Origin of the sequence: Nostoc favosum CHAB5714, from assembly GCF_020829495.1 — a bacterium.
GTDB lineage: Bacteria > Cyanobacteriota > Cyanobacteriia > Cyanobacteriales > Nostocaceae > Nostoc > Nostoc favosum.
On the sequence record NZ_JAIVFQ010000013.1, the window covers coordinates 96,536 to 119,890 of the forward strand.

Below are 23,355 nucleotides of genomic sequence, written 5' to 3' on the forward strand. Positions count from 1 at the left end.
TTGGAGTTTGGAGTTTGGAGTTTGGAGTTTGGAGTTAACGCGATGTGCAACTTAATTCTTAGAACCCCGCTTCCATTCCTCTCCCCACAGTCCGAGAGGCTTTGATTCTTGCTCCCCAACGCTAGTAGGGAAGGGGTTGGGGGTTAGGTTTGAGAGAAAGTTGCACACGGCGTGAATTAGGAATTATTTTTCCCAAACCCCATGCCCCATTCCTACAATTTGTCAAGTCTTCGATAGACGTTGGACAGCCTCACCTGCCAACATCTGATGTGTTTGTTCCAAAACTTGAGGGATTTTATCGGCGTGGGGATTGCGGGCGAGACATTGCCGCAAGTCTAATTCGTCTAGCCGATCAGCTTTGTTACCAGGAAACCAATGGCTGGCATTACCAAGCAGGTTGTAACGCATTTTGGCATAGTCTACCAGATCGTAGGCGATCGCTAAATTTCTCAACCACAAAATCACCCGAATATTTACCTCACCAGGGGTTTGGTCAAAGGTTGGTAGATTTGTCTGCCAGGATTTTACCCAATCTTCTCCCAAAGTAGCGATCGCTTCTTCTTCCAACCTTGCTAAAATCGGCGGTAAAATTTCTGATGCCCGATCTACTAATTCTAAAGTTTTCAGGTGTTCATCAAAATCTTCTGGTTTTGCTGCTCCCAAACTCAGGGTATGCACCTCTTGATGACTCAGACAAAACAAATCATTAAACACCATTGGACTCAAAGGGGCGCAAAGATTTACTAACTTTTGCGGTGGTTTATATAATAAACCTCCTTTATCAGATGGGCTAATAATAAATACCCCCATATCGTGGCATTTAGCTGCTTCAATTGCTGCCCAATTCCATTGATTAATGTAGTACCAGTGCAGATTCACGTAATCAAATAGATTGGTATTAATTGTCTGCACAATCATATCTGTTGATCCGTGTGTGGAAAAGCCAATAAATCTAACTTTTCCCTCTGCTTGCAACTGCTGCGCTACTTCCAAACAGCCACCGGGACGGATGCTGTCATTTAACGACTCAGCATGATTGATGCCATGCAACCCTAAAAGGTCAACATAATCTAGTTGGAGATTTTGCAATGATTGTTCAAATGTCTCGCGGAATTCTTTCGCATCTGCCTTTGGGCTGATTTTGGTCTGAACAATCAACTTTTCGCGGGGAAACTTGGGCAATATTCTCCCCAATTGCATTTCGGAAGTGCCATAACCACGAGCAGTTTCAATATGATTAATCCCAACATCGAGTGCCCTTCTAATAGTCGCTTCCAGATTTGCCTGGTTATCAGCAGGAATTTCATTATTGGGAACATCTTCCCATTTGAACTGATATCTCATGCCACCGCAGGAAAACACTGGCATCTGTAATTCTGTGCGTCCAAATCGTCTATATAGCATCAGTAAATTGTGGATTGCTTACCAACTTAAAATCTAAAACAACAGCCATTCAAGCCTACAGTGTCACAATAACTACCTCTGTTCAATCTGTGACACTAGCAGGATTCATCGCATATTAAATTGGTCAGGTCTTTTGGTTATTGGACTGCGACCAGTATTCCAGTTCCACAAAATAATTATCTCATCCTAGTTAGCACTAGCAAACATTTCTCCATTATTCTCCTAATTAGTGTTTAGGCTAAGACATGACAAAAGCACCCAGCAGTGCTGAGTTGAGGCTAGAAAAAATCCAAAATCCTTAAGCCTCGTACCCTTTTAGTTTCTTTCAATCCAAAATCAAAAATCAAAAATCAAAAATTGGTTGACTTCTTTTGCTAAGGTAGCGGGTTGTGAGATTAATTCTTTGGAGACTGCGCTTGGATTAAGCAATTTCTCAATGTTTCGGCTAACACCTGTACATGCGGTTCATTAAGTTGGCCAAGGTGAGATCCAGGAACGTAATGGATATCTAATCCTCCAGCAACTACTTTGCCCCAGCCGAATTGAGGATCGTATTGTGTGCCTATAGCTTCGTCCCGATTTTGATCTTCTGTTCGCAAGAGGATAGCTCGACCAGGGTAAACTGGGAAAATATATTCACTAACGGCTTGAGTGTTAGCATCTATAATTTTTAAGTGCTTGTCACTTACAGGTATATCTAGTGCCACTTCCAAGTAACGGTCGTATGTATTCTGGAAATGAGACTTACGCCAATAACTCCATCTCACAACCCTTTGCCAAAGGTAGGCTGGCCCTTGTTGAACAATATTATTTAAATGCAAGAAAACTCGCTTGAGAAATGACGCCCGCCAGCTATAACCTGGACGACAACTATCAAGCATAACTAGAATACCAACTTGTTCACCTTGCTCTTGGAGTTGCCGAGCCATCTCGAAAGCAACTACACCCCCAAAAGAATAACCTCCCAGAAAATAAGGGCCATTGGGTTGAAGGGTCTGAATTTCTTGAATGTAATGAGTTGCCATGTCTTCAACCCGTGTATGGAAAGGATGTTTTCCATCTAACCCTTGTGGTTGTAGTCCGTAGAATGGTTGGTCTGGCCCCAGATGCTGTGCCAATTCACGGAAACACAAGACTTCTCCACCTAGTCCGTGAATACAGAAAAAAGGTGGCTTGGAACCATTGGGTTGAATTTCTACCAAGGATGACCAAGTAGTTATTGATTCGTCTAAGGTATTTACTAAAGCCTTGTTTGCTGCTAAATCTTCTTGACAAATTATTTTGGCTAGAGCCTCTACAGTTGCTGACTGGAAGAGAATGGCAAGAGGCAGATTTTTATTAAATGTCTTCTCAATCTGCCAAAACAGTTTTACTGCTAAGATGGAGTGCCCTCCTAGCTCAAAGAAGTTATCGTTGACGCCAATGGGCTGGACACCTAAAGTTTGTTCCCAAATCTCTGTTAACTGGCGTTCCACCTCATTGCGGGGAGCAACAAACGTAGCTTCCGACCCTTGCCTTGATGAATCGGGTGCAGGTAAGGCCCAGCGGTCTACCTTGCCGTTGGGGGTTAGAGGCATGGTGTCTAGCAAGACAAAAGCCGAAGGGAGCATGTACTGTGGGAGCTTTGTCAAGAGGAAGCTCCGTATGTCACTAATTGTGGATGCCCAGTCTTGATTCGGGATAATGTAAGCCACTAAACGTTTATCCCCAGGAGCATCTTCACGGGCAATTACTACAGTTTGAAGTACATCTGGGTGTTGGGCTAACACTGTCTCAATTTCCCCTGGCTCAATGCGTATCCCACGGATCTTAACTTGATGATCTCGGCGACCGAGAATTGCTAGAGAGCCATCTGGACGATAGCATCCGCGATCGCCTGTATAATAAAGCCAATCTCGTTCGTCATTCCGATACAGGTTTTTGACAAATCGAGAACGGTTTTCTTCTTGAGCATTTATATAACCCAAAGTGCGGAATGGCGTTCGTATAACGATCTCGCCTGGTTCACCTATGCCACACAGTTGGTTATTTGGTGTTAAAACTAGTGCTTGGGTTTCAGGGAGCGGTAATCCTACTGGCTGTACCCCTGGTGTACACTCAACAGGTATTTTGTAATAACACTTCGCCAAAGTTGTCTCTGTTGGCCCATAGAGATTGACAATTTCACCTGATTCGGGAAAAGCATCGCGCCACCGATATACCAGTGTCTCTTTGAGAGGTTCTCCAGCAAATAACAACCAGCGTAAGTTACGTAGATAGACTCCTGACGGCACATTAGCTAACCATGATTGCGCCAGCGAGGGAACTGTATGCAGCACAGAAATTTGCTCATGTTCCAAGTAATTCAGAATTTTAGTTGGTTCTAGGTTATGCCCTTCTTCTGGCAAACACAGGGTTGCACCACTAGTCAAAGGTAAGAAAATATCTCTGAGAACTACATCAAAGGAAAGACCTGTCAATTGGGCAACCCGGTCTTGCTGACCAATTTCAAATGTTTGCCTCTGCCAGTTGAGAAAATGCGCCATCCCTTTGTGACATCCCAGCACCCCTTTAGGTACGCCAGTGGTGCCAGAAGTAAAGAAAATATAAGCTGGATCATCGGCAGCGATTTCAGGCAAGTTTATTGCTTTACTGCTATTTTGGGGTGAATTTATCGCTTCTCCTGTGTCTGGGTTTACACGGATAATAATTAAAGATTTGTATATTTCTTCATATTCTGGATACTGACTATCAATATATAATATATATTTAGCTTTAGCTTCCTTTAACATGAGCAGGTGGCGTTGGCATAGCCCACCAAAGGTATCGCTGGGAAGTTTTGGATCGAGAGTCAGTAGAACACCGCCACTCAAAAGTACAGCGTTCATACTCGCAATCAGTGCAAAGCTTCGTGTCCCAAACACGGCTACAACATCTCCTCGTTCCACTCCGTGAGACAACATCACCCGTGCTAAAGCTTGAGCGCTTTTGCCCAATTCGCCATAGTTCCAAGTGCGAGATCCTTGACGGAGTGCCAAATGTTCTGGGGTACGATTTATCCAAGAGGTAAACATTGTTGTTACCAATTCGTACCGAGGTTCTGGCAAAACCGCCCTTGGTTCTGGTAGCAAAGTTCTGGCTCCTGGTGTGACAAGAGAATACAAACTAATCTGGCATTCCGTTGCAGCAACAATTTGATTCAACAAATGATGGAATTGATGCAGCATTTCCATCATCCGCTCTGAAGTAAACAGATCAGTGTTGTAGACTAAATCAAGTTGGATTCCCTGATTTTTTTCTGTTACATACAAGGTTAAGTCGAACTTAGAAGCGGTTTCTAACATCGAAACTGGTTCTATCGCCACCCCAGGTAGTTCCAGTTGGATGTCCTTTAAATTGAGCATATTAAACCACACTTGAAACAGTGGGTTACGACTGGTATCTCGCTCTGGTTGTAGTTCTTCTACCAGTTTCTCGAAAGGCATATCTTGATGGGCATAAGCACCTAATGCCATCTGGCGAACTCGACTTAGCACTGAACGAAAACTAGGATTACCGGAAAAATCAGCCCGTAAAACGACAGTATTAATAAAAAATCCGATTAACCCTTCAATTTCAGAACGGTTACGTCCAGCAATGGGAGAACCGATGAGAATATCTTCTTGCCCACTGTAGCGGTGCAGGATTGTCCCAAAGGCTGCCAGCAAGGTCATAAATAGGGTGACACCTTCCTGACGCGAGAGTTCTATCAGCGATGCACTCAGAGTCTGCGGTAGCATGAGGGATTCGGCCGCCCCCTGGTAAGTTTGCACTGGTAGACGTGGCCGGTCGGTAGGCAATTCCAGTACAGTATTAGCACCTGCTAACTGGGTTTTCCAGTAGTTTATTTGGCTGGAGAGGACTTCACCCGATAGCCATTGGTGCTGCCAGACAGCAAAATCGGCATACTGAATGGGTAATTTTGCCAGGGGAGAAGGCTTACCGCTCAATAAGGCTTCATAAAGGGATGCTAACTGCTGCCAGAGAATACCCATTGACCAACCATCGGATGCGATGTGGTGCATCACTAACAAAAGTATCTGTTCCTGTTCGTCTATCTGGAGCAAGCTAGCTCGCAGCATTAAGTCAGATTCTAAGTTGAAGGGGCGTTGCGCCTCTTGATTTAGGAGAGATTGTACCTGCTCTTGGGTTACTTTAATTATCTTGAGTTCAACTGGCCGAGGCTTACGAATAACTTGTATGGGGCTACCATCCGGCGATGTAATAAAGTTTGTTCGCAGTGCCTCGTGATGAATAACGATCGCATCTAGTGCCTGTTGCAATATACTCGTGTTGAACTCGCCCGTTAAGCGCAGTGCATTGGAGATGATATAAGCTGGGCTGTTAGGTTCCAACTGCTCCAAAAACCAGACTCGCTGCTGGGCAAAGGATAAAGGGATTGACTCCCGGTTGGCGATGGAGGGAATAGTCTGGTTTTGGGGATCATTTTCTTGAATCTGGGTTTGAGCTATCGCTTGAGCTAAACTAGCGATCGTTGGATTCTCAAATAGGATTTGCAACGGCATTTCTATCTGAAAGGCTTGGCGAACCCTAGACATGACTTGAGTCGCCAGCAGTGAATGGCCTCCCAATTCAAAAAAATTGTTGTGAATGCCTACTTGTTCCAAACGCAAAACTTTTACCCAGATGTTAGCTAAGACCTCTTCTGTAGCATTTTGGGGCGGGACAAAGTTAGTTGACAGAAGATCAGATGTATAGGGTGCAGGTAAAGCGTGGCGGTCTATTTTGCCATTGGGGTTTAATGGCAGGGTGTCCAAACATACAAAGGAGGCAGGCACCATATATTCAGGCAACCGACCTTGCAAAAAGCGACGCAATTCAACCTGACTAGGAATTTGTTCTGAGTTGGCAACAATATATGCTACTAGTTGCTTGTCACCAGGAACATCCTCTCTAGCTATGACTAGAGCCTCTGTCAGTGCCGGATGTTGACCTAATATCGCTTCAATTTCTCCCAATTCAATTCGGAAGCCACGAATTTTCACTTGGTAGTCAATACGACCAAGGAATTCGATATTATCGTCTGGTAGAAAACGTGCCAAATCCCCAGTTTTGTAAAGACGTGCCCCAACTTCAGAGCTAAAAGGGTTGAAAATGAACTTCTCTGTGGTTAATTCAGGACGGTTAAGATAGCCTCGCGCTAAACCAATCCCGCCAATGTGCAGTTCACCTGATTCACCAACAGGCACAGGCTGCAAATTTTCATCAAGGATGTAAATCTCTGCATTAGCAATAGGGCGACCAATGGGAGCAATGGTATAACTAGTGCCGCGCTGACAAGTCCAGAAGGTGGCATCAATAGAAGCTTCTGTGGGGCCATAGCAATTATGGAAAACATTGTCCAAATTCAGTTGGGCAAAGAAGTGGTCTATGAGTTCGCTAGGTAAAGCTTCACCACCGCAGGTAATATGCCTGAGAAATCGACAATTCTCAATTCCCTTCTCTTCTAGTAAGACACGCAGTATAGAAGGTACTAAGGCCAAGACAGTGATTTGCTGCTCAATAATCACCTTCACAAGGTAAGCAGTATCTTGCTGTCCACCAGGGCGAGCCAGGATCAATTGCCCCCCGAAGCACAATGGCCAGAATATTTGCCACACTGAGGGGTCGAAACTAAAAGAAATAGTCAGTAAAACTTTATCTGCTTGAGTTAATCTAAAGGTTGTTTGCCGCCAGTATAGTTGATTGCAGATACCACGATGGGGGATCATTACACCCTTGGGTTGTCCTGTAGAACCAGATGTGTAGATTACGTAGATGAGGTTATCAGCCGTCGTTTGATTTACAGGATTTTCTTGATTGTTTTGGGTGTTACCTTGCCAGTTTGAGTCTAGACAAACCACTTGCGTCTGATGCGGTGGTAGGTTCTTGACCAATTTCTCTTGCGTTAACAACACTGGTGTCTGGGTATCTGATAAGATGAAGGCTAAACGCTCTGGGGGATATGCCGGATCTAAAGGCACATAAGCGCCTCCAGCTTTGAGAATAGCCAGTATTCCTACGATCATCTCCAAAGAGCGCTCCAGGCAAATGCCCACAAGTACTTCAGGCCCAACTCCCAAAGTACGTAGGTAGTGCGCTAGTTGATTCGCCCGCTTATTTAACTGCTGATAAGTAAGTTGTATATCTTCAAATACTACAGCAATTGCATGAGGCGATCGCTCTACTTGCATCTCAAACATCTGATGGATGCACAGATCGTGATCAACTACTTGAGTGTCATTACATGCCTCTAGAATTTGAGTGCCGATGATGTGAGTTAAAGTATTTAACGGAATATTTTGCTTATACTCTGGAGTCTGGCTATTTATCTGCATTTTTTATATATCAACTCCATCAACAAGTACGTTTGTTTTAATTTATTATTTATTGTAAATGTTTTTATACAAATTTTTATGTGAATCTGCACATTAATGAATGCCCTCAGGATACAAGCCTAGCTTGGCTTAAGGGCAGTCTGGTGCGCGAAATACTTCTGGTTTACAGTACCGAGGCTAATTATATGCATTTTCAAAAATAATTGATACTTGAAACTCTAGCTACTCGATTTTTTTCTAATATAATAATTCCCAGCTTTTTACAAAACATTTTATTTTTAAACTAAAACTTTAAAATGCATTTAAATTTAAAAAATTACCTGATTGCATTGTTGAGGTACAGTCAGTGAGAAGGATTTAGTTTCCGAATTTACGTTTACTTTACAAATATTTTTTTGCTTTTTTGTATAAACATAATATGGTTCAAACACAATCACTGAAAAGACTTTATCTTTTTTTACGAAAATTTGCTGAAGGAAAAAATAATTATTACTGAATCTTCATTGTGTTTATTCAAATGTAAAAATACTGTAAAGCTAAAAAATTGATTCTCTCTCAGTAGGTAAAAATGTCTATAATGCAGAGATGACAAGGCTCACAGATATCAAACAGTGTTGATAAGCTGTTACGCATTTAACTTGTACATTTACCTGATGACTGATGACTGTTGACGGTTGACTGATGACCGATAACCGTCAACCGTCAACCGTCAACGATTATAAAGAATGTTTATATAATTTAGATGCATATCAGCTTATTACTTTATGACCAAATTCTCTGGACATGCCCATGAAACTTACTCAAGCTCAATCACGACAAAAACTTATGTAAAGTTTTGTAACAATAATCAAATTTTTGATGCATTTTGTTCTATCTTATGTGTGTAAGTTTTGTTAATCAGTAATTATGCGTAAACAAACAGAGAAGTTTTAAACAAAGCTGAATTAGTCTAGCTAAACATGCTACAGTAATTTCCGAAGGCATATCATCTATATAGAAGTGGAAATCTGCAATCAAACTGTAGTAAATCAGTTCAACTGTTACGCACCTTAAACATCTTTCCTAATATTTTTACCTGACCTACTTGATTATTTACGTCAGGGATTTTATTCAACTATTAAGTTAACTCACCAAAAAATCCTTTTTTTGGCATCAAAGCTCAAAATTTCCAGGCTAAATTGGATTCTACCCTGCAACAAAAGCTAAGTATCTGGGTAGTAACCACACTCAAACCGACCCTGGAAGATGCTTTTGATCAAGAATTTAAAGTTAGTGCGAAGAAAATGGTTAATAGTAGGCTACAAAGTCCAGGTTTTTTTGAAAAAAAATGTGAGATACCCCATTTTTCTTACTTAAATATAAGCTTCCATCAAACAAATTTTAACTACACCAAGTGTTTCTAAACTATGAGTAATCAAAGCATTACAACAAGTAAATTTAATGAAGTGCCTCTAGATTTACGTGCATCTTCATTTGCCAGGGTACGCAAGGGTTCGTGGTGGTTGAGATTAACAACATTATTTTTAGTAGACTATACTCTTTTATCCTTGGCTTGGGTTTTAGCTGGATATCAGTCTTCTTATGGGCATTTGACTTCGTATATACAGAGTCATTATTTGCCGATTTTAATAACTATTGGGATTCAAATAGGCTCATTAGCTATCGAGGGTATTTATCGAGAAGGTCAAAAACGCTATGACTATCTCAACATTATAAAATCGCTAACTTTTGCTCATGGATTAATACTCCTAGTTTGTCTTTTATATAAGCCAGTTATTGATATTACACGCCCAAGATTAATATTATTATCTTGGTTGCTAAGTATATTATTTATTTGTACTGGTAGGTACACTATAAATATTACTTTGGAATATCTGCGAAAACAGAAAAAAATAGTTCGTTCTTCTGTCTTTATTATTTGCGATCCTCAAGACCATGAGCAAATAACTAGCTTTATAAAAAAAGAAAAACATTATATTGTATCTGGAACAGCTAATGCTAGCTCATTAGATAGATATAAACGTCAACAAACATTGAATCAACTTAATGAATTAGGTGTAACAGAAGTTTTTATCTCTTGGGATGCTCTAAAAAATAGAATGTTTTTATGCTGGTTATTTCAAGCATCTGGCATCCAAGTACATATTTTGCCAATGGAATTAAAACCAATTTATAAAAACATAGAATTTAATAAAATAGGAGGAATGCCTTGTTTGAGTTTGGATTGTCCGATAATTACAGGGAAAGATTTTTGGATAAAGCGCAGTTCTGATTTTTTCTTTGCGACTTTATTTGTAATGTTATCATTTCCTATTTATATAGCTATAGCTATAGCTATCAAACTGGACTCTCCCGGCACAGTATTTTACAGACAAACCCGCATAGGTTTACATGGGCAACAGTTTAAAGTATGGAAATTCAGAACGATGAGGTCTGATGCAGAAAAATTACAGAAAGAATTAGAAGCATTAAATGAAACGAAAGATGGGATTATCTTTAAAATTAAAGACGATCCTCGCATTACCCGTGTTGGAAAATTTCTTCGACGTTACAGTTTAGACGAATTACCTCAACTGTTTAACGTTATCCTTGGAGAAATGAGTATAGTAGGACCTCGCCCTTTACCTATTAGAGATGTAGATAAGTTTTCTGAACATCATTTTATTCGCCATGAAGTTCTACCTGGTATTACAGGTCTTTGGCAAGTCTCAGGTCGCTCGGATATTTTAGATTTTGAGCAAGTGATAAATCTTGATCTTAACTACATCGAAAATTGGTCGCTTCGGTTAGACTTTGAAATTCTCCTCAAAACAGTTATGGTAGTTTTGAAAAAAGAAGGTGCCTACTAAGGTCAGAAAAACAAAATCATAGCGAACAGCAATAATTATAGTATTTACATATTGATACAATTATTGCTGTTTTCAGTAGAGTTTTTGTTTCTTACGCATTCAATTTAGATTTTCTACTTTGCTGAGTTATTAACTACCTACTTAAGGGCGATAAAAGCTTTTGCGTTAACTACTCAAGCTTCTAACGATATATCCGAAAAAAATTCCAGTTATGAGATATATAGGTATTGGCGATTCAAAATGAGCGAATTAAGGTGAATTAATAATTTAAGAATGGTAGAAAAGTACAAATTCATAAGTAATTCCCTCTCAATGATAGTCAATCGGTTAGCGCAAAGCATAACAGCTTTTGTATTAACCGCCGCTATTGCTCGTAATCTAGGAGCTGAAGCTATAGGTCAGTATCTACTAGCCTATAGCTACTACTTTATCTTTGTGGGCATTGCTTCCCAGGGACTAAAGATATTGTTTACAAGAGAACTAGCCCGCGAACCACAAAAAACATCAGTTTATTTGATTAGTGGTACCTGCCTACAGTTAATATTTAGTTTGCTCAGTTATGGGGCGTTGGTGATTATAGTATTTTTACTTCCCTATAGTTCCAAAACCTCGACTCTTTGCTACATAATGGGCTTAACGATAATTCCCTTTGCACTTTCCAACGTAACAGAGGCAATTTTCCAAGCTAAAGAAAAGATGCATTTGATTGCCATTGCTACAGTGCCAGTGTATATATTACGCCTAATAATAATGATCTGGGTAATGCAACTGAAGTATGGGATTGAATATCTGGGAGGAATACTATTTTTTTCGGAAACATTAATTCTCGTAATTGAATGGATTCTGATCACACATTTAGTAAAAATACAATGGCAAATTGATAAAGATTTTGTATGGAATACAATTAAAATTTCACGGACATTTTTTGCTATTGAAGCAATAGCTGTAGTCAGTAGTAGAATTGAAATCTTGATTCTTTCATTGCTAGGGAATGAGTTTTTAGTAGGTCTTTTCGGTGCAATAGTACAACTGCTACAACCATTTTTAATAATTGCCAACAGTATAACTGTAGCAATGTTTCCTAGACTCTCAAAAGTAGTAGATCAAGGACGGGAAAAGCAGCAGCAGATCACTGAAAGCTTTATTGAAATTTTATTAACTATAGGATTACCCTTATTCCTTGGATTGTTATTTTTTGGCAAAAATTTACTTATTTTTATTTATGATTCTAGCTTTGCTCAAGCAAGTTTAGCTCTTAGTATAAGCGCTGTATCACTGCTTTTATTGCCCTTCATACGCACACTGTGTTCTCTACTTGTAGCCAACCATTTTGAGATAGTGAATCTGCGTGAAGTGGTTATTACAACTACATTAGGAAGTTTGGGAGGTATAGCATTAGTTTCGCAATATCAGTTAGTAGGTGCAGCTATAATGGCATTGCTAATGACTATTCTTGCCTTTAGCCAGTATCTTTACTTCACTTATACTCTCCTATTTCCATTAAATTTATGGCGAGTTATTCGCCGTCCTGTTATAATAAGCACTTTGATGCTATTTGTATTCTTAATTTTAAAAACAATCAATTTAGACTTTTTATTTACTCTAATTATTGCGATTTTCTCCTATATTTTATTTGTTATTTTTCTGAGCATTCATGTTTTAGGTGGAATTCATATTGTAAGAGAAAAAATTGTAAAAATGATGAAGTTTTAATAGCCCAACCTGCTTATAAAACAGGAAATTTGCATAACAGATAATAAAAGCAATGAATATTGAATATCTTCAATCAAAAAAATCAACAAACCAGAAATTAACAATGGTCAATGAAAGTAACCAAACAATAGTCAGCGTCGTGATTCCTACACGCAATAGACCACAGATTGTTGCGAGGGGTGTCAGAACTGCATTAACTCAAACGCTGCAATCAATTGAAGTGATTGTTATAATAGACGGCCCCGATCAGGAAACAGTTAATGTACTATCTCAGATAACCGATCCCAGATTGAGAGTGATAGAACTATCAAAAAATGTTGGACCATCAGGGGCTAGAAATACTGGTGTGAGGGAAGCTAAAGGCACTTGGATAGCCTTTTTAGATGATGATGATGAATGGCTTCCACAAAAATTGGAGCGTCAACTTGAAGTAGCAAATAATTCCCATTATGATTTTCCAGTTGTCGCTAGTCGTTTCATTTCCCAGACTCAAAAAGGTGATTTTATTCGTCCGACAAGGCTACCTAACCTCTCTGAACCTCTAAGTGAATATCTTTTTGCACGTAACTCCTTTTTTAAAGAAGAGGGCTGCATACAAACCTCAACTATTTTCGTGAAAAAAGAGTTAGTCCAAAAAATGCCTCTGGAAGAAAAATTTTACAGACATGAGGATTGGGAGTGGTTGCTTCGGGTTACTGCTATGGAAGGTGTAGGAGTAGAGTTTGTGCCTGAGCCTATGGCAATCTGGCATTCAGAAGTGGGAATCAAGCGCTTAAGCAATATCAACGACTGGAAATATTCCTTGGATTGGATTCGTTCGACCCGCAATTTAGTAACACCAAAGGCTTATTCAGGCTTTATTGCAACAATGATCACTCCTTCTGCGTCCTCAGTAGGTGATTGGAAAGCCTTTTTTCCTTTGTTGTGGGAAGCTATACGCTGGGGTAAGCCCCGCCCGATTGATATATGCTTGTACTTGATTATGTGGCTGTTCCCTCAGGAACTGAGGCAGCAAGTTAGCTCTGTTTTGACTAAGAAGTCCAAAAAATAAGAGGCTTTTTATACAAGAAATGCAAAAGGCAGAAAATAAAAATAATTACAAAAAACCTTGAAGTGTGAATTTAAAGACCACCAAAAAAAGCTATCTTTGGCAATAGCCATAGCGCTATATACAAAACGTCTGTGGTTAAATTATCTGCTTGGATACTTAGCTTACTTCTGTCTTCGGTTTGAATGAAAAAATGCTAATTCAAAAAATACAGCATCTAAAAATGAGTGAATAGATATAAGTAGTAAGACAAAATTAATTACACAAATTTTGACGTGAAAGCTTCATCCAGTCTAAAAGGTCATATGTAAATATTTTTTTCCGATTACTTAGTAAAGTATTTTTCCAAATTAACGGGGACTAGTAATCACAACTTTGTGACTTGTTAAATATATATATACGATGATATTGACACATGATAAAAAATGAGAAAATTTCTACTTCTCGCTGAAAAATTATTTACAATCGCTTCTTTGATGATCTATTCAGGAACTCCACTAGATCCGTTGATGACCAATGGCTTTACTATCAAAGAAGGTGATAGACTAATAGCTCGATTGCTTTTCACTCTTACATATATAGTTAGCCTTTCCTTAATTGGTTTACGTTGGAAGAAGGTTGCTTACGTCTTTAACAGAGATAAACTTATTTGGGTATTGCTCGGAGTTTGTGCAATTTCTAGTTTTTGGTCTTTAAATTCAGATATTACTATACGTCGTGTTGTAGGTCTGACGGGAACAATGCTCTTTGGGCTTTATTTCGCTTCACGCTACACCTTAAAAGAACAACTGAAGTTATGTGCATACATGCTTGGTATCTCAGCATTTATGTGTATCTTATTTGTTGTACTAATTCCACAGTACGGGATGGGAACTGCTGGAGACCCAACAGCTTGGCGAGGAATATATCCACAAAAGAATCTTCTTGGCAAAAGATTTGTACTTAGTGGAGCAATATTTTTCTTCCTTGCCATGACTAATCGAGAAAATCGTTGGGTTTTATGGCTTGGTTATGTTACTTCTGGATTACTTGTATTATTATCAAAATCAACAACATCTTTAGGTAATTTTATTATTATTACAGTTGCTTTTCTTATATATTATCGAATTTTACATTTAAAGTATAAAGTAATGATACCCGTTGTGACGTTTATATCAACACTTGGTATAGCTTTGTATACTTTTGTTATCTCTGAAGCTGATACAATTCTAGGCTCAGTAGGTAAGGACACAACACTCACTGGACGTGCAGAACTATGGCCTGCTGTGTTGCAAATGGTTGCGAAAAGACCGTGGCTAGGATATGGCTATGGAGCATTCTGGGAAAATAGTAGTGAGTCTTCTATTGTTATACAAACCGTACAATGGGATGCTCCTAATGCTCACAATGGTTTTTTGGATCTTTGGCTAGCGTTGGGTCTACTAGGAGTTTTGGTTTTTGCAATTGGGTTCGTTATTAATCTATTAGGAGCGATATATTTAATCCGATGGAATCAAACATCTGAAAATTTATGGCTTTTAGTTTATTTTACCTATATTATTCTTTCAAATCTAACTGAAACTACATTATTAGAGCAAAATAGTTTGGAATGGATACTTTATGTATCAACGATATTATCAAGCAAACTTTCCACACGTGCAAATCTGTAAAAATAAAATCAATAGGCTGACTCGACCTCAGGATAAAGCTAGGGAGCGTTTTGAATCTGGTAAAATAAATCAAACCTTAACTTGTGATTCTTTCGCTGATATATTAATCAAAGATAGACCAATTATTCAAAAATTGCAGCTAAGGTCTAGAATTAATAGTCTCAAGATTATCACATTAAGTTCTAGCTTACTCAACAGAGTGGTATTTCCGGTTATGAGAAACTGTCATGGCTGAACCATAGAGAATTGATTATCTTCTGAGATAGGAGCCGAGGGGCGAAGCAGAACGGAAAAGATAGTTGAGTGGCAATATCAAGCTCCGAAACTGTTAGAGGCTTATAATAAAATTTGGCAAAGCTAGTAGTTACTTTAAATTTTGGATAGAAACTAAATTTGTAACTTAGATAGTCTATACTATTCTCATATTGTCAAATAGATCAGTCTTGTCAATTGCAGTTGTTTGTGCATTCTCTAAGTCAAATTTTAGTTTCTTGCTTAAAACCTGTACTCTTGAAGATTTATGTCAGAAAAATCTATGGAATCTAGGGAATCTATTGATTTAGACCTTAGTCGTTACTTATTGATATTAAAACGATGGTGGCTACCTGCTACTGCAATATTTGCAGCTACAGTTATGCTAAGTGCTATAGCTACACAATTTATGAAGCCATCCTATGAAGCCGAAGGAAAACTGCTATTTAGAATTCCTTCTTTTAAAGTAGTAGGCTCCAATCTTTTTCCTACTAACGCTGAAGGAGGAGATCCAGGAGATTTAAAATCCCTGCTAGCAACTCAAAATCCTATAAACACTCAAATAGAAGTTATTTCCTCACCTAATCTATTGCAGCGAACAATAGACAAACTACAGCTTAAAGACGAAGAAGGTAAACCTCTGGAAGTAGAGAAACTACGAAATTCTCTCACACTGAAAATTGTTAACGGCACAGATGTATTGCGAATTAGCTATACCAGCCGTGACCCTGAACAATCAGCGGCAGTGGTCAACACAATCATGAGTCTTTATTTAGAAAATGATATTTTGACAAATCGCTCTGAGGCAGCAGCAACTCGTCAATTTATGGCCAAGCAGCTTCCTAAAACTCAAGAGGCTGTTAATAATGCAGAAGTAGCGCTACGTATATTTAAACAGAAGCATCAGATAGCAAATCTATCAGAGGAAACAAGGTCAGCCGTTGAAACTATCGGAAATCTCGACAATGAGATGAATACTGTTAGGGCTCAACTGGATGAGGTAAATGCCCAAACCAATGAACTGCGCCAGAAAGTAGAGCTAAATTCTCAGGAAGCGATCGCTGTGAGTGCCCTCAGTCAGTCGCCAGCAGTCCAGGGAGTTCTTACACAACTTCAAGATACCGACCGACAGTTAGCAATTGAGCGTAGCCGTTTCCTAGATGATAACCCCGTAATTATTAACTTAGAAGCAAAGAAAGCTAGCTTAAAATCCCTCCTGCAACAGCAAATTGGTCAAACTGTTGGTAATCAAACACAAATTCCGCAGAGCTTATTGCAGATTGGAGAACTCAGACAAAACCTGATCCAAAATTTTCTACAATCAGAAATACAGCGCCTTGGTTTAGCTAAAAGACTCTCCTCTCTATCTAATTCCCGCTCTACCTACGAGCAGCGAGTGAAAATCATACCCCAGTTAGCACAAAATCAGCGAGAGTTAGAACGGAAAGTTGAAGTTGCAGAATCGACATATCAAACTCTTTTGAAAAAGGTTCAAGAATTACAGTTAGTTGAGAATACAAATACAGCCAGTTCGCGGATTATTGCTCAGGCTTTAGTGCCCAAAGATCCAGTAGTAGGCAAAAAAATTATCATTTTATTGCTAGGAGTGATGTTTGGGTTATTTTTGGCCACTACAACTATTCTCTTCCTAAGCATGAGAGATAGATCTTTGAAAACACTTAAGGAAGTCAGAGATGTATTTAGATATACATTGCTAGGAATTATTCCTTTGTCTGTTAAAAAGGTTCGCTCTCGTTATTCAAATGTAGAATCAATAACTCAAAAAATTGCTGTCAGAGATACGCCTTACTCTTTAACTAGTGAAATGTACCGAATGATTCAAGCCAATCTGAAATTCCTGAGTTCAGATAAAGTGCTCAAAACTATCGTGGTAACTAGCGCAGTTCCTAAAGAAGGCAAGTCTACAGTTTCAGCTAATTTGGCAGCAGCGATCGCTCAACTAGGGCGTAAAGTTTTATTAATTGATGCAGATATGCGAGTTCCTTCTCAGCATCATCTTTGGCAGCTAACGAATGCAGTTGGTTTGAGTGAGGTTCTTGTAGGGCAGGCTGAATTTGACGTTACTGTATCTAAGGTAATGGATAATCTTGATGTCTTAAGTGCTGGGGTTAGACCTCCCAACCCACTTGCTTTGCTTGACTCGAAACGGATGGCATCATTAATTGAAAATTTCTCATCTAAACATAACTATGATTTTGTAATTATTGATGCTCCTCCCCTCCTTTTGGCAGCCGATGCTTTGACTTTAAGCCAAATGACTGACGGGATTTTGTTAGTAGCTCGACCTGGGGTAATTGATTCCAACAGTGCTAATGCTGCTCAAGAGATGTTAGAAAGATCCAATTACAACGTACTAGGCTTAGTCGTGAATGGAATCATTGATAAAAACGAATCTAGTAGTTATTTATATCACGATCATGAATATTTTAAACCAACAAAGTTGGCAAAAGAGTTTCAAGGACTTGCAAAAAAATAAAACCTTCAAAGGTTAGGAACTACTCCAATACATCTTAATAAATCATGATCCTAATTCATGTGACACCTTGAAATGGGGAATGTAGGTTAAAACTTACAGTTCGCCCATTTTATTTTTATTAGAGTTAGGAAAAATTAGGAATCTAGTTTTGATCGGGGATTAAATCTAGAAAATGTATTGCCGTTGAAGCAACAGCTAGGTTTACCACAATACGGTTCATTTAAGGCTAAAACTCTTTGCCAAAGTTATTTTTTTAACGTAGACGCTGCATCGGCTTGCCGCAGGCTACCGCCATCGCGCAGCGTCTCGCAGAGAAGGACGCCTTCACGAAGTGTCTCGAAGAGAAGGACGCAAAGAGAAGGAAGAAATACTTAACTGAACTGTATTGAGGTTTAGCAGGCAATTACCTATGCATTAGCGTAGCTTGATATAGGTATTAACTATCTTTGCAAACGCTGAAACCCTGATTATTTACCACCACACTTTTTCTTAGTTGCTATGAGCGAACAGTGTGTTAAAAAAACGGGTTGTAGACAAAAACGCTGGATAAATCAGGATTTTGCCATACAACCCAATTCCATACTGATAAAGGATGTTTGAAAAGTATTTGGCTGTGATTTTAGACACTTATTGATCCCCCCTAACCCATGCTAGTCGCTCCACTTTGGGAGATCCCATCGCTCTTAACCTCTTGCAAAGGGAGAGGATTCCGCCAACGCGGAGCGTCTCGTAGAGAAGGGGGTTTCCCCCATGAGCAAGAGGTCTGGATTTAGGAGGATCTAGAACGTTTTGATACCTACAACAAGACTTTTAAAACATCCTCTTAACTACTACCGCATTTCGTGTGCCCCTCTATCGGATCGTGAACCCTTCACACGAGGCTCGCCTAGAAAATCGGTTGTCACATTATTGAACTTCATACCACTATTGATTGCCGGACTCGTCGACTTGAGCCTAAAATCACCAGCCGAGGCATTCATAAACTGTGGATCTGCAATCATATCACTAGGCCCGGAAACTTTTATCAAGGAACTATTGCCGTTGAGGTTGTAGTCAAACCTGACGTTGCTACCACCGTATCTTACGTTTATCGGTTTCCCACGCTGAGAATAAAGGATGTTATTGAGAACGTTGACATTATTTGAAGCATTAATCGAGATTTGCCCGTATGAAATTTCCGGACTCTGGTTATTCAGATAACTAGTGTTGTAGACAATATCGATATTCTCACTTTGGAATGTATGAATGCCGCCACCACCATTTTTATATGAAATGTTGCTGGCAATCAAAGTACGTCCTCGATACGCACTCAATTTTGATCCCTTTTGCTTATTCATTCCACGATCAACAATAATGCCATTACCGTCTTGGATCTTGTTAGTAACAATCCAGGGAACAAGCATTTTATTGTTGTAGACCTTGTTTCTGGTAATAAACATCTTATAGTTTTGGTTGTTGTCAGAATTCCAATTATTGAGCAGCGAAATGCCACTACAGCCGTGAACTGAGTACCAGGCATTATTGAATACTTCGTTATTATCCACTGTTATATAGTCTGATTCAGTGGCTGAAATGCCTCCGCCTCCACAATCATGTACCTTGTTGTTGAGAATACGTACATGGTGGGGGCGACCATTTTTTCTTCCATCTATGCTGATGCAGTTTCCATTCGTCAGCGGGTTGGAATCATCATACCTCTGACCCAGCGCATAGTTACGGCTCATCTTGCCATTGTTCCCTACAACCTCCAGCCCGTTCACCTCAATATATGATGCTCCATTGTAAATCCAAATTCCATGCCATCCATTGTGCTGAATTTTCGGTCGATGTCCAGGATATGCTTTATACGTAATCCATGCATTTGCCCTTCCAGAGCGTTTAATTTCTAATACCGTTCCTTCTGGGTGTGCATTCTTGTATTCCCCGTTCATAATAAGTACGGTGTCCCCAGGTTTGGTCAGGTCAGCCGCCCTTTGAATTGTCCTAAAAGCGGATGAGGTAGTGAGTCCGCTATTTCTATCATTTCCTTTACCACTAACATAATATGTCGCAGTTGAAATAGCACTGATCAGCTTGCGGTTGGGTAGTGGCATTTCTTGATCAGTGGATGACTGACGAACATCTTTAACTAAAGACTCTGTTATTCTTTGTCCTTGAACCAGACCTGTTAATGCCCAGGGAAGTACAAGAGATGCGCTCAAACTGAGAAAACCTAAACCATGAATCATCATAGGGAAAAAATAGGGTATGTTGCAAAAACTGATTCGTCAACGGTCAGTAGCTCTAGCCTTAGTCAGTAACTCAGTATTGGATACAGTCGTGTAACTGCCATTGGTAAGTTTATACAGCGTTTATGAGGTTTTCACCTGAGAATTCCCACGTAAATATGCCTGAAAAGCCTTTTTAGCTTGTCTTCCAAAAGATAGCAACTATATAGTAAAACTACTGAAACAAAATGATTCAGTATCGAGAGTTACTTCATTAATGGACACCAAGCAACTGTACAAATGGCGTCATTTCCAATTCGAGATTATTGTACTGTGTATACGTGATATCTATGGTTAAGATACTATATCTGTCATCAATTAGTTAATTTACTTAAATAATTCTTATGATAATAAGAATCAAGTAATAGCCAAAAGGCTGTGAAGGCTATATTTACGTCCATAACTTGCAAAAGATTATCATTATCATTACCACAAAAATCAGAGTAACTAAAACAAAGTTCAAAAAGCCTATCAATAGCAGATTAATAATCTTCAGTGAAAACTTTAGGTCTATAGTATTTGTAAACAAGTAATACTACCTAAAAAGATCCTAAAATTGGGATAGAAAATGCAATTTTCGAGGAAGCGATCGCTAAAGGCAAGCCAGTTGCTACCCTGCCTTAACGCTAAGAGCGTAGCAAGATCCCCATAGGGGTACAAGTTGGTAAACCGCAAGGGCGCACTGGCTTCTCTGTGCCTCGGCGGTGAAATAAATTACTTTTAAACCGCAGAGGCACAGAGAGCACTGAGAAAAACAATCTTATTTTACCAGTCACCTTGAAAGGGCTAGTCCTAAATTTAATACTGCTATCATGAGTCTATAGTTGTTTTCTATAGTATAGCAATCCAAATTAAATTGTGAAAAAATACGGGGATAAAAATACTTATTTAGGACTTACGCACTGTACAAATGCATCGTGATGTCCATTACCTAAAATAGGAAGTTTTCAGGCTTTTCTTAATTATCCTGCGATCAAAAATAGACCATGCTGTAGGGGCTAAGCAATGCTTAGCCCTTACAAAAGATATGGTTTTTAACCTTAATCCATATTTGGTATTCATTGTCAATGCGTAATATCATGTCCGCCAAGTTACCCATAATAAAAGAACCCCACCCCCAACCCCTCCCCGCTTGCGGGGAGGGGAGACAAAGCGTAGCTTTGGCGGGGTGGGGTTCTTCGGGTTTAATAAGCAATCAAGCGGACATGATATAAGTCCTATTATTTATAAGCTTTTCAGTTTTTTTCTCTCACAAATTATTAAGTAGGGCTATATTAACTCTTGACTATTGAGCCTTGACTCATACATAGTGCAATTCTGGGGACGAAGAGGGTTGACCAACGTCCCCTATTTACAACCGTATTTTAAACTAGATTCCGAACAACCTCAGAATATTAAAAATAACGCCTAGAGGCCCAGTTATAGTGTTTGTGGTATCGCCAGTCTTAGCTAAACCAGATCGGTTAACTACCACAACATCATTATTGCGGAGTATGGGATTAGTTTGCTCATTAATCCCAGCGGAGAAATCCACTTTTACTATACGTTTAGTCACAGAACCATTAGGGTTCAGGCGAATCAAATCAACAGCATCACTACTAGCTCTGGCATCATTAAATCCTCCAGCAGCGAGTATAGCTTGATTTAAGGAACTATTTGGCTGAACGTCTGTTAACCCTGGTTTTTTAACTTCACCTACCACACCAACTTGAATGCGTGCAGGAGACAAAGTAGTGGTAGCTAATTGAGTAGCTTCCGCGGGGTTGATTTCAGTTGCCGTCGGAATCACAATCGTATCTCCGTCTTGCACGATTATGTCTTGATTGGCGTCACCACTCTGCAATAATTGCCAAAGATTGATATCTATAGCTTGTTCTGAACCAGCTCTTGTAAGTCGGCGTAGCTTGAGATTACGAATATCAGCCTGTGCTGTAATTCCCCCAGCTAGTTGAATTACCCGCGTCACATTTGGTAGACCATTGGGAGTGGTAGTACCACTATTAGTGGTTGCGCCTCCCCCCTGTGCATCTGTGCTAGCTGGGGTGACAAGATAGGAACCGGGACGGTTAACTTCACCGATAATTGTTACTGTGCGGGGTGTGGTTTGGCTAGCGGCAAAATTAGCTGCAAATATATTGCGGGATTCTGCCACGTTGAAGTTGGTTGCAGTTGGCACAACTATAGTGTCTCCATCCCGCAAGGTAATATCCTGTGATAACCTGCCTGTTTGGATGAGTTCCTTCAAATTGATACTGACGACTTGCTCTGAGGAGCGCCCTATTTTACGCCGTAATTGAACTTGAGTCACATCCGCAGCCAGCGTTACCCCCTGTGCTGTTGTCAGTGCGGCTAATACAGTGGGGTATTGTACGCCGGGATTGTCTCCTGCGCCTCCGCTCAAGCTCAGGGTGTAAGCGCCTGGACGTGTCACCTCTCCGGCAACGAAAATATTAATGGGACGAGACGATAACAAATTGACTGAGATCAAGGGACGTTTCAGGAAGCGAGCATATCTTCTAGCAATTTCGTCAGCAGCCTGTTCAGTTGTTAGACCGAGGACTGACACACTGCCAATTAAAGGTAGATTGATTGCTCCACCAGGGGGAATTTGATATTCACCTGTATATTCAGGTACTTCAAATACATTTACACGGATGCGATCGCCGCCTCCTAATGAATAATTAGTATCTAATTGTGTTGGTGTGGTTGGTGTTTGTGTAGTTGGTGGTAATGGTTGTCCCTGAGCTAGACTGGCAGATGGCACAGCGGCATTGACAGCAGTTAACAAAGCCACACCCACAACTGGCCGAGTTAGGAATTTAAACAAAGTTGTGTTAAGCATATTTACCTGAGACTCTGAAACTACAATCAATAAAGTACTGTCTAAACATTTTTATTTTGACTATACCTAAGTATTCATGTTCCCCAACACTCTTATTTTCCTCGAAAAGTGTCATTTTCCGGAGGAAATTTGTCTATTGAATTTGAATTTTTAGTGAAGTTAATTTAAAGTTAAGCAAATTTGAATATAGAAATTATCAAAAATATTAGGACTTACGCAACTAAACGCAGTTTATACAAGAAGTTCTTTGTTAATCAATAAAGTACTTACGAATAAAATTTTCTTCTCAAAGTCAATTTTACGACATTTAAACTGTGAGTTTAAATCTGCTAGGGCTAAGTAGATAAACAAAATTAATTACACAATGTCATTGCGTTAAGCGAAGCCATGCCCGAAGGGCTTTATGCAGCAAAGCGAAATGTAGGCGAAGCCTTCCCGAAGGGTAGCAATTCGCTTGCGGCTGGGATTGCAACTCTTA

At 39.6% G+C, this 23,355-nt stretch carries 9 protein-coding genes; 5 read left to right on the forward strand and 4 right to left on the reverse strand.

Annotation, left to right across the window (positions count from 1 at the left end; all coding sequences use genetic code 11):
• Window positions 1–222: 222 nt before the first annotated feature.
• Both LC586_RS11990 and LC586_RS11995 read right to left on the reverse strand, forming a co-directional pair.
• A complete protein-coding gene (locus LC586_RS11990; protein WP_229484758.1) occupies window positions 223–1,404 on the reverse strand; it encodes an aldo/keto reductase in 1,182 nt (393 codons plus the stop codon).
• A 395-nt stretch (window positions 1,405–1,799) separates the two neighbouring features.
• Window positions 1,800–7,760 (reverse strand): non-ribosomal peptide synthetase, encoded by a 5,961-nt coding sequence (locus LC586_RS11995; protein ID WP_229484759.1) that lies wholly within the window; start codon window positions 7,758–7,760, stop codon window positions 1,800–1,802.
• Window positions 7,761–9,166: 1,406 nt separating this feature from the next.
• On the opposite strand from LC586_RS11995, the gene LC586_RS12000 reads away from it, so the two are divergent.
• The 5 genes from LC586_RS12000 to LC586_RS12020 all read left to right on the forward strand — a co-directional run bounded on the left by LC586_RS12000 (window position 9,167) and on the right by LC586_RS12020 (window position 17,768).
• Window positions 9,167–10,609: a sugar transferase gene (locus tag LC586_RS12000; RefSeq protein ID WP_229484760.1), complete on the forward strand. Its 1,443-nt coding sequence runs from the start codon at window positions 9,167–9,169 to the stop codon at window positions 10,607–10,609.
• 273 nt (window positions 10,610–10,882) lie between these two features.
• Complete coding sequence (locus LC586_RS12005; protein WP_229484761.1) at window positions 10,883–12,322, forward strand: oligosaccharide flippase family protein; 1,440 nt, start codon at window positions 10,883–10,885, stop codon at window positions 12,320–12,322.
• 52 nt (window positions 12,323–12,374) lie between these two features.
• Window positions 12,375–13,373: a glycosyltransferase family 2 protein gene (locus LC586_RS12010; RefSeq protein WP_229484762.1), complete on the forward strand. Its 999-nt coding sequence runs from the start codon at window positions 12,375–12,377 to the stop codon at window positions 13,371–13,373.
• 422 nt (window positions 13,374–13,795) lie between these two features.
• Window positions 13,796–15,019 (forward strand): O-antigen ligase family protein, encoded by a 1,224-nt coding sequence (locus LC586_RS12015; RefSeq protein ID WP_229484763.1) that lies wholly within the window; start codon window positions 13,796–13,798, stop codon window positions 15,017–15,019.
• A gap of 535 nt (window positions 15,020–15,554) precedes the next feature.
• Window positions 15,555–17,768, forward strand: a complete 2,214-nt coding sequence (locus tag LC586_RS12020; RefSeq protein ID WP_229484764.1) for a GumC family protein — start codon at window positions 15,555–15,557, stop codon at window positions 17,766–17,768.
• Window positions 17,769–18,598: 830 nt separating this feature from the next.
• On the opposite strand, the gene LC586_RS12025 is transcribed toward LC586_RS12020, so the two are convergent.
• Together LC586_RS12025 and LC586_RS12030 are read right to left on the reverse strand one after the other, a co-directional pair.
• Window positions 18,599–19,999: a right-handed parallel beta-helix repeat-containing protein gene (locus LC586_RS12025; RefSeq protein ID WP_229484765.1), complete on the reverse strand. Its 1,401-nt coding sequence runs from the start codon at window positions 19,997–19,999 to the stop codon at window positions 18,599–18,601.
• Between the two features lie 1,405 nt (window positions 20,000–21,404).
• On the reverse strand, window positions 21,405–22,877 hold the full coding sequence (locus tag LC586_RS12030) for an SLBB domain-containing protein (RefSeq protein WP_229484766.1): 1,473 nt from the start codon (window positions 22,875–22,877) through the stop codon (window positions 21,405–21,407).
• Window positions 22,878–23,355: the final 478 nt, after the last annotated feature.

Bases quoted from the DNA above. Each gene is read 5' to 3' on its own strand.
- LC586_RS11995 (WP_229484759.1), bottom strand. From the start codon at position 7,760: ATGCAGATAAATAGCCAGACTCCAGAGTATAAGCAAAATATTCCGTTA.
- LC586_RS12030 (WP_229484766.1), bottom strand. From the start codon at position 22,877: ATGCTTAACACAACTTTGTTTAAATTCCTAACTCGGCCAGTTGTGGGT.
- LC586_RS12020 (WP_229484764.1), top strand. From the start codon at position 15,555: ATGGAATCTAGGGAATCTATTGATTTAGACCTTAGTCGTTACTTATTG.
- LC586_RS11990 (WP_229484758.1), bottom strand. From the start codon at position 1,404: ATGCTATATAGACGATTTGGACGCACAGAATTACAGATGCCAGTGTTT.
- LC586_RS12025 (WP_229484765.1), bottom strand. From the start codon at position 19,999: ATGATGATTCATGGTTTAGGTTTTCTCAGTTTGAGCGCATCTCTTGTA.
- LC586_RS12010 (WP_229484762.1), top strand. From the start codon at position 12,375: ATGAATATTGAATATCTTCAATCAAAAAAATCAACAAACCAGAAATTA.
- LC586_RS12015 (WP_229484763.1), top strand. From the start codon at position 13,796: ATGAGAAAATTTCTACTTCTCGCTGAAAAATTATTTACAATCGCTTCT.
- LC586_RS12000 (WP_229484760.1), top strand. From the start codon at position 9,167: ATGAGTAATCAAAGCATTACAACAAGTAAATTTAATGAAGTGCCTCTA.
- LC586_RS12005 (WP_229484761.1), top strand. From the start codon at position 10,883: ATGGTAGAAAAGTACAAATTCATAAGTAATTCCCTCTCAATGATAGTC.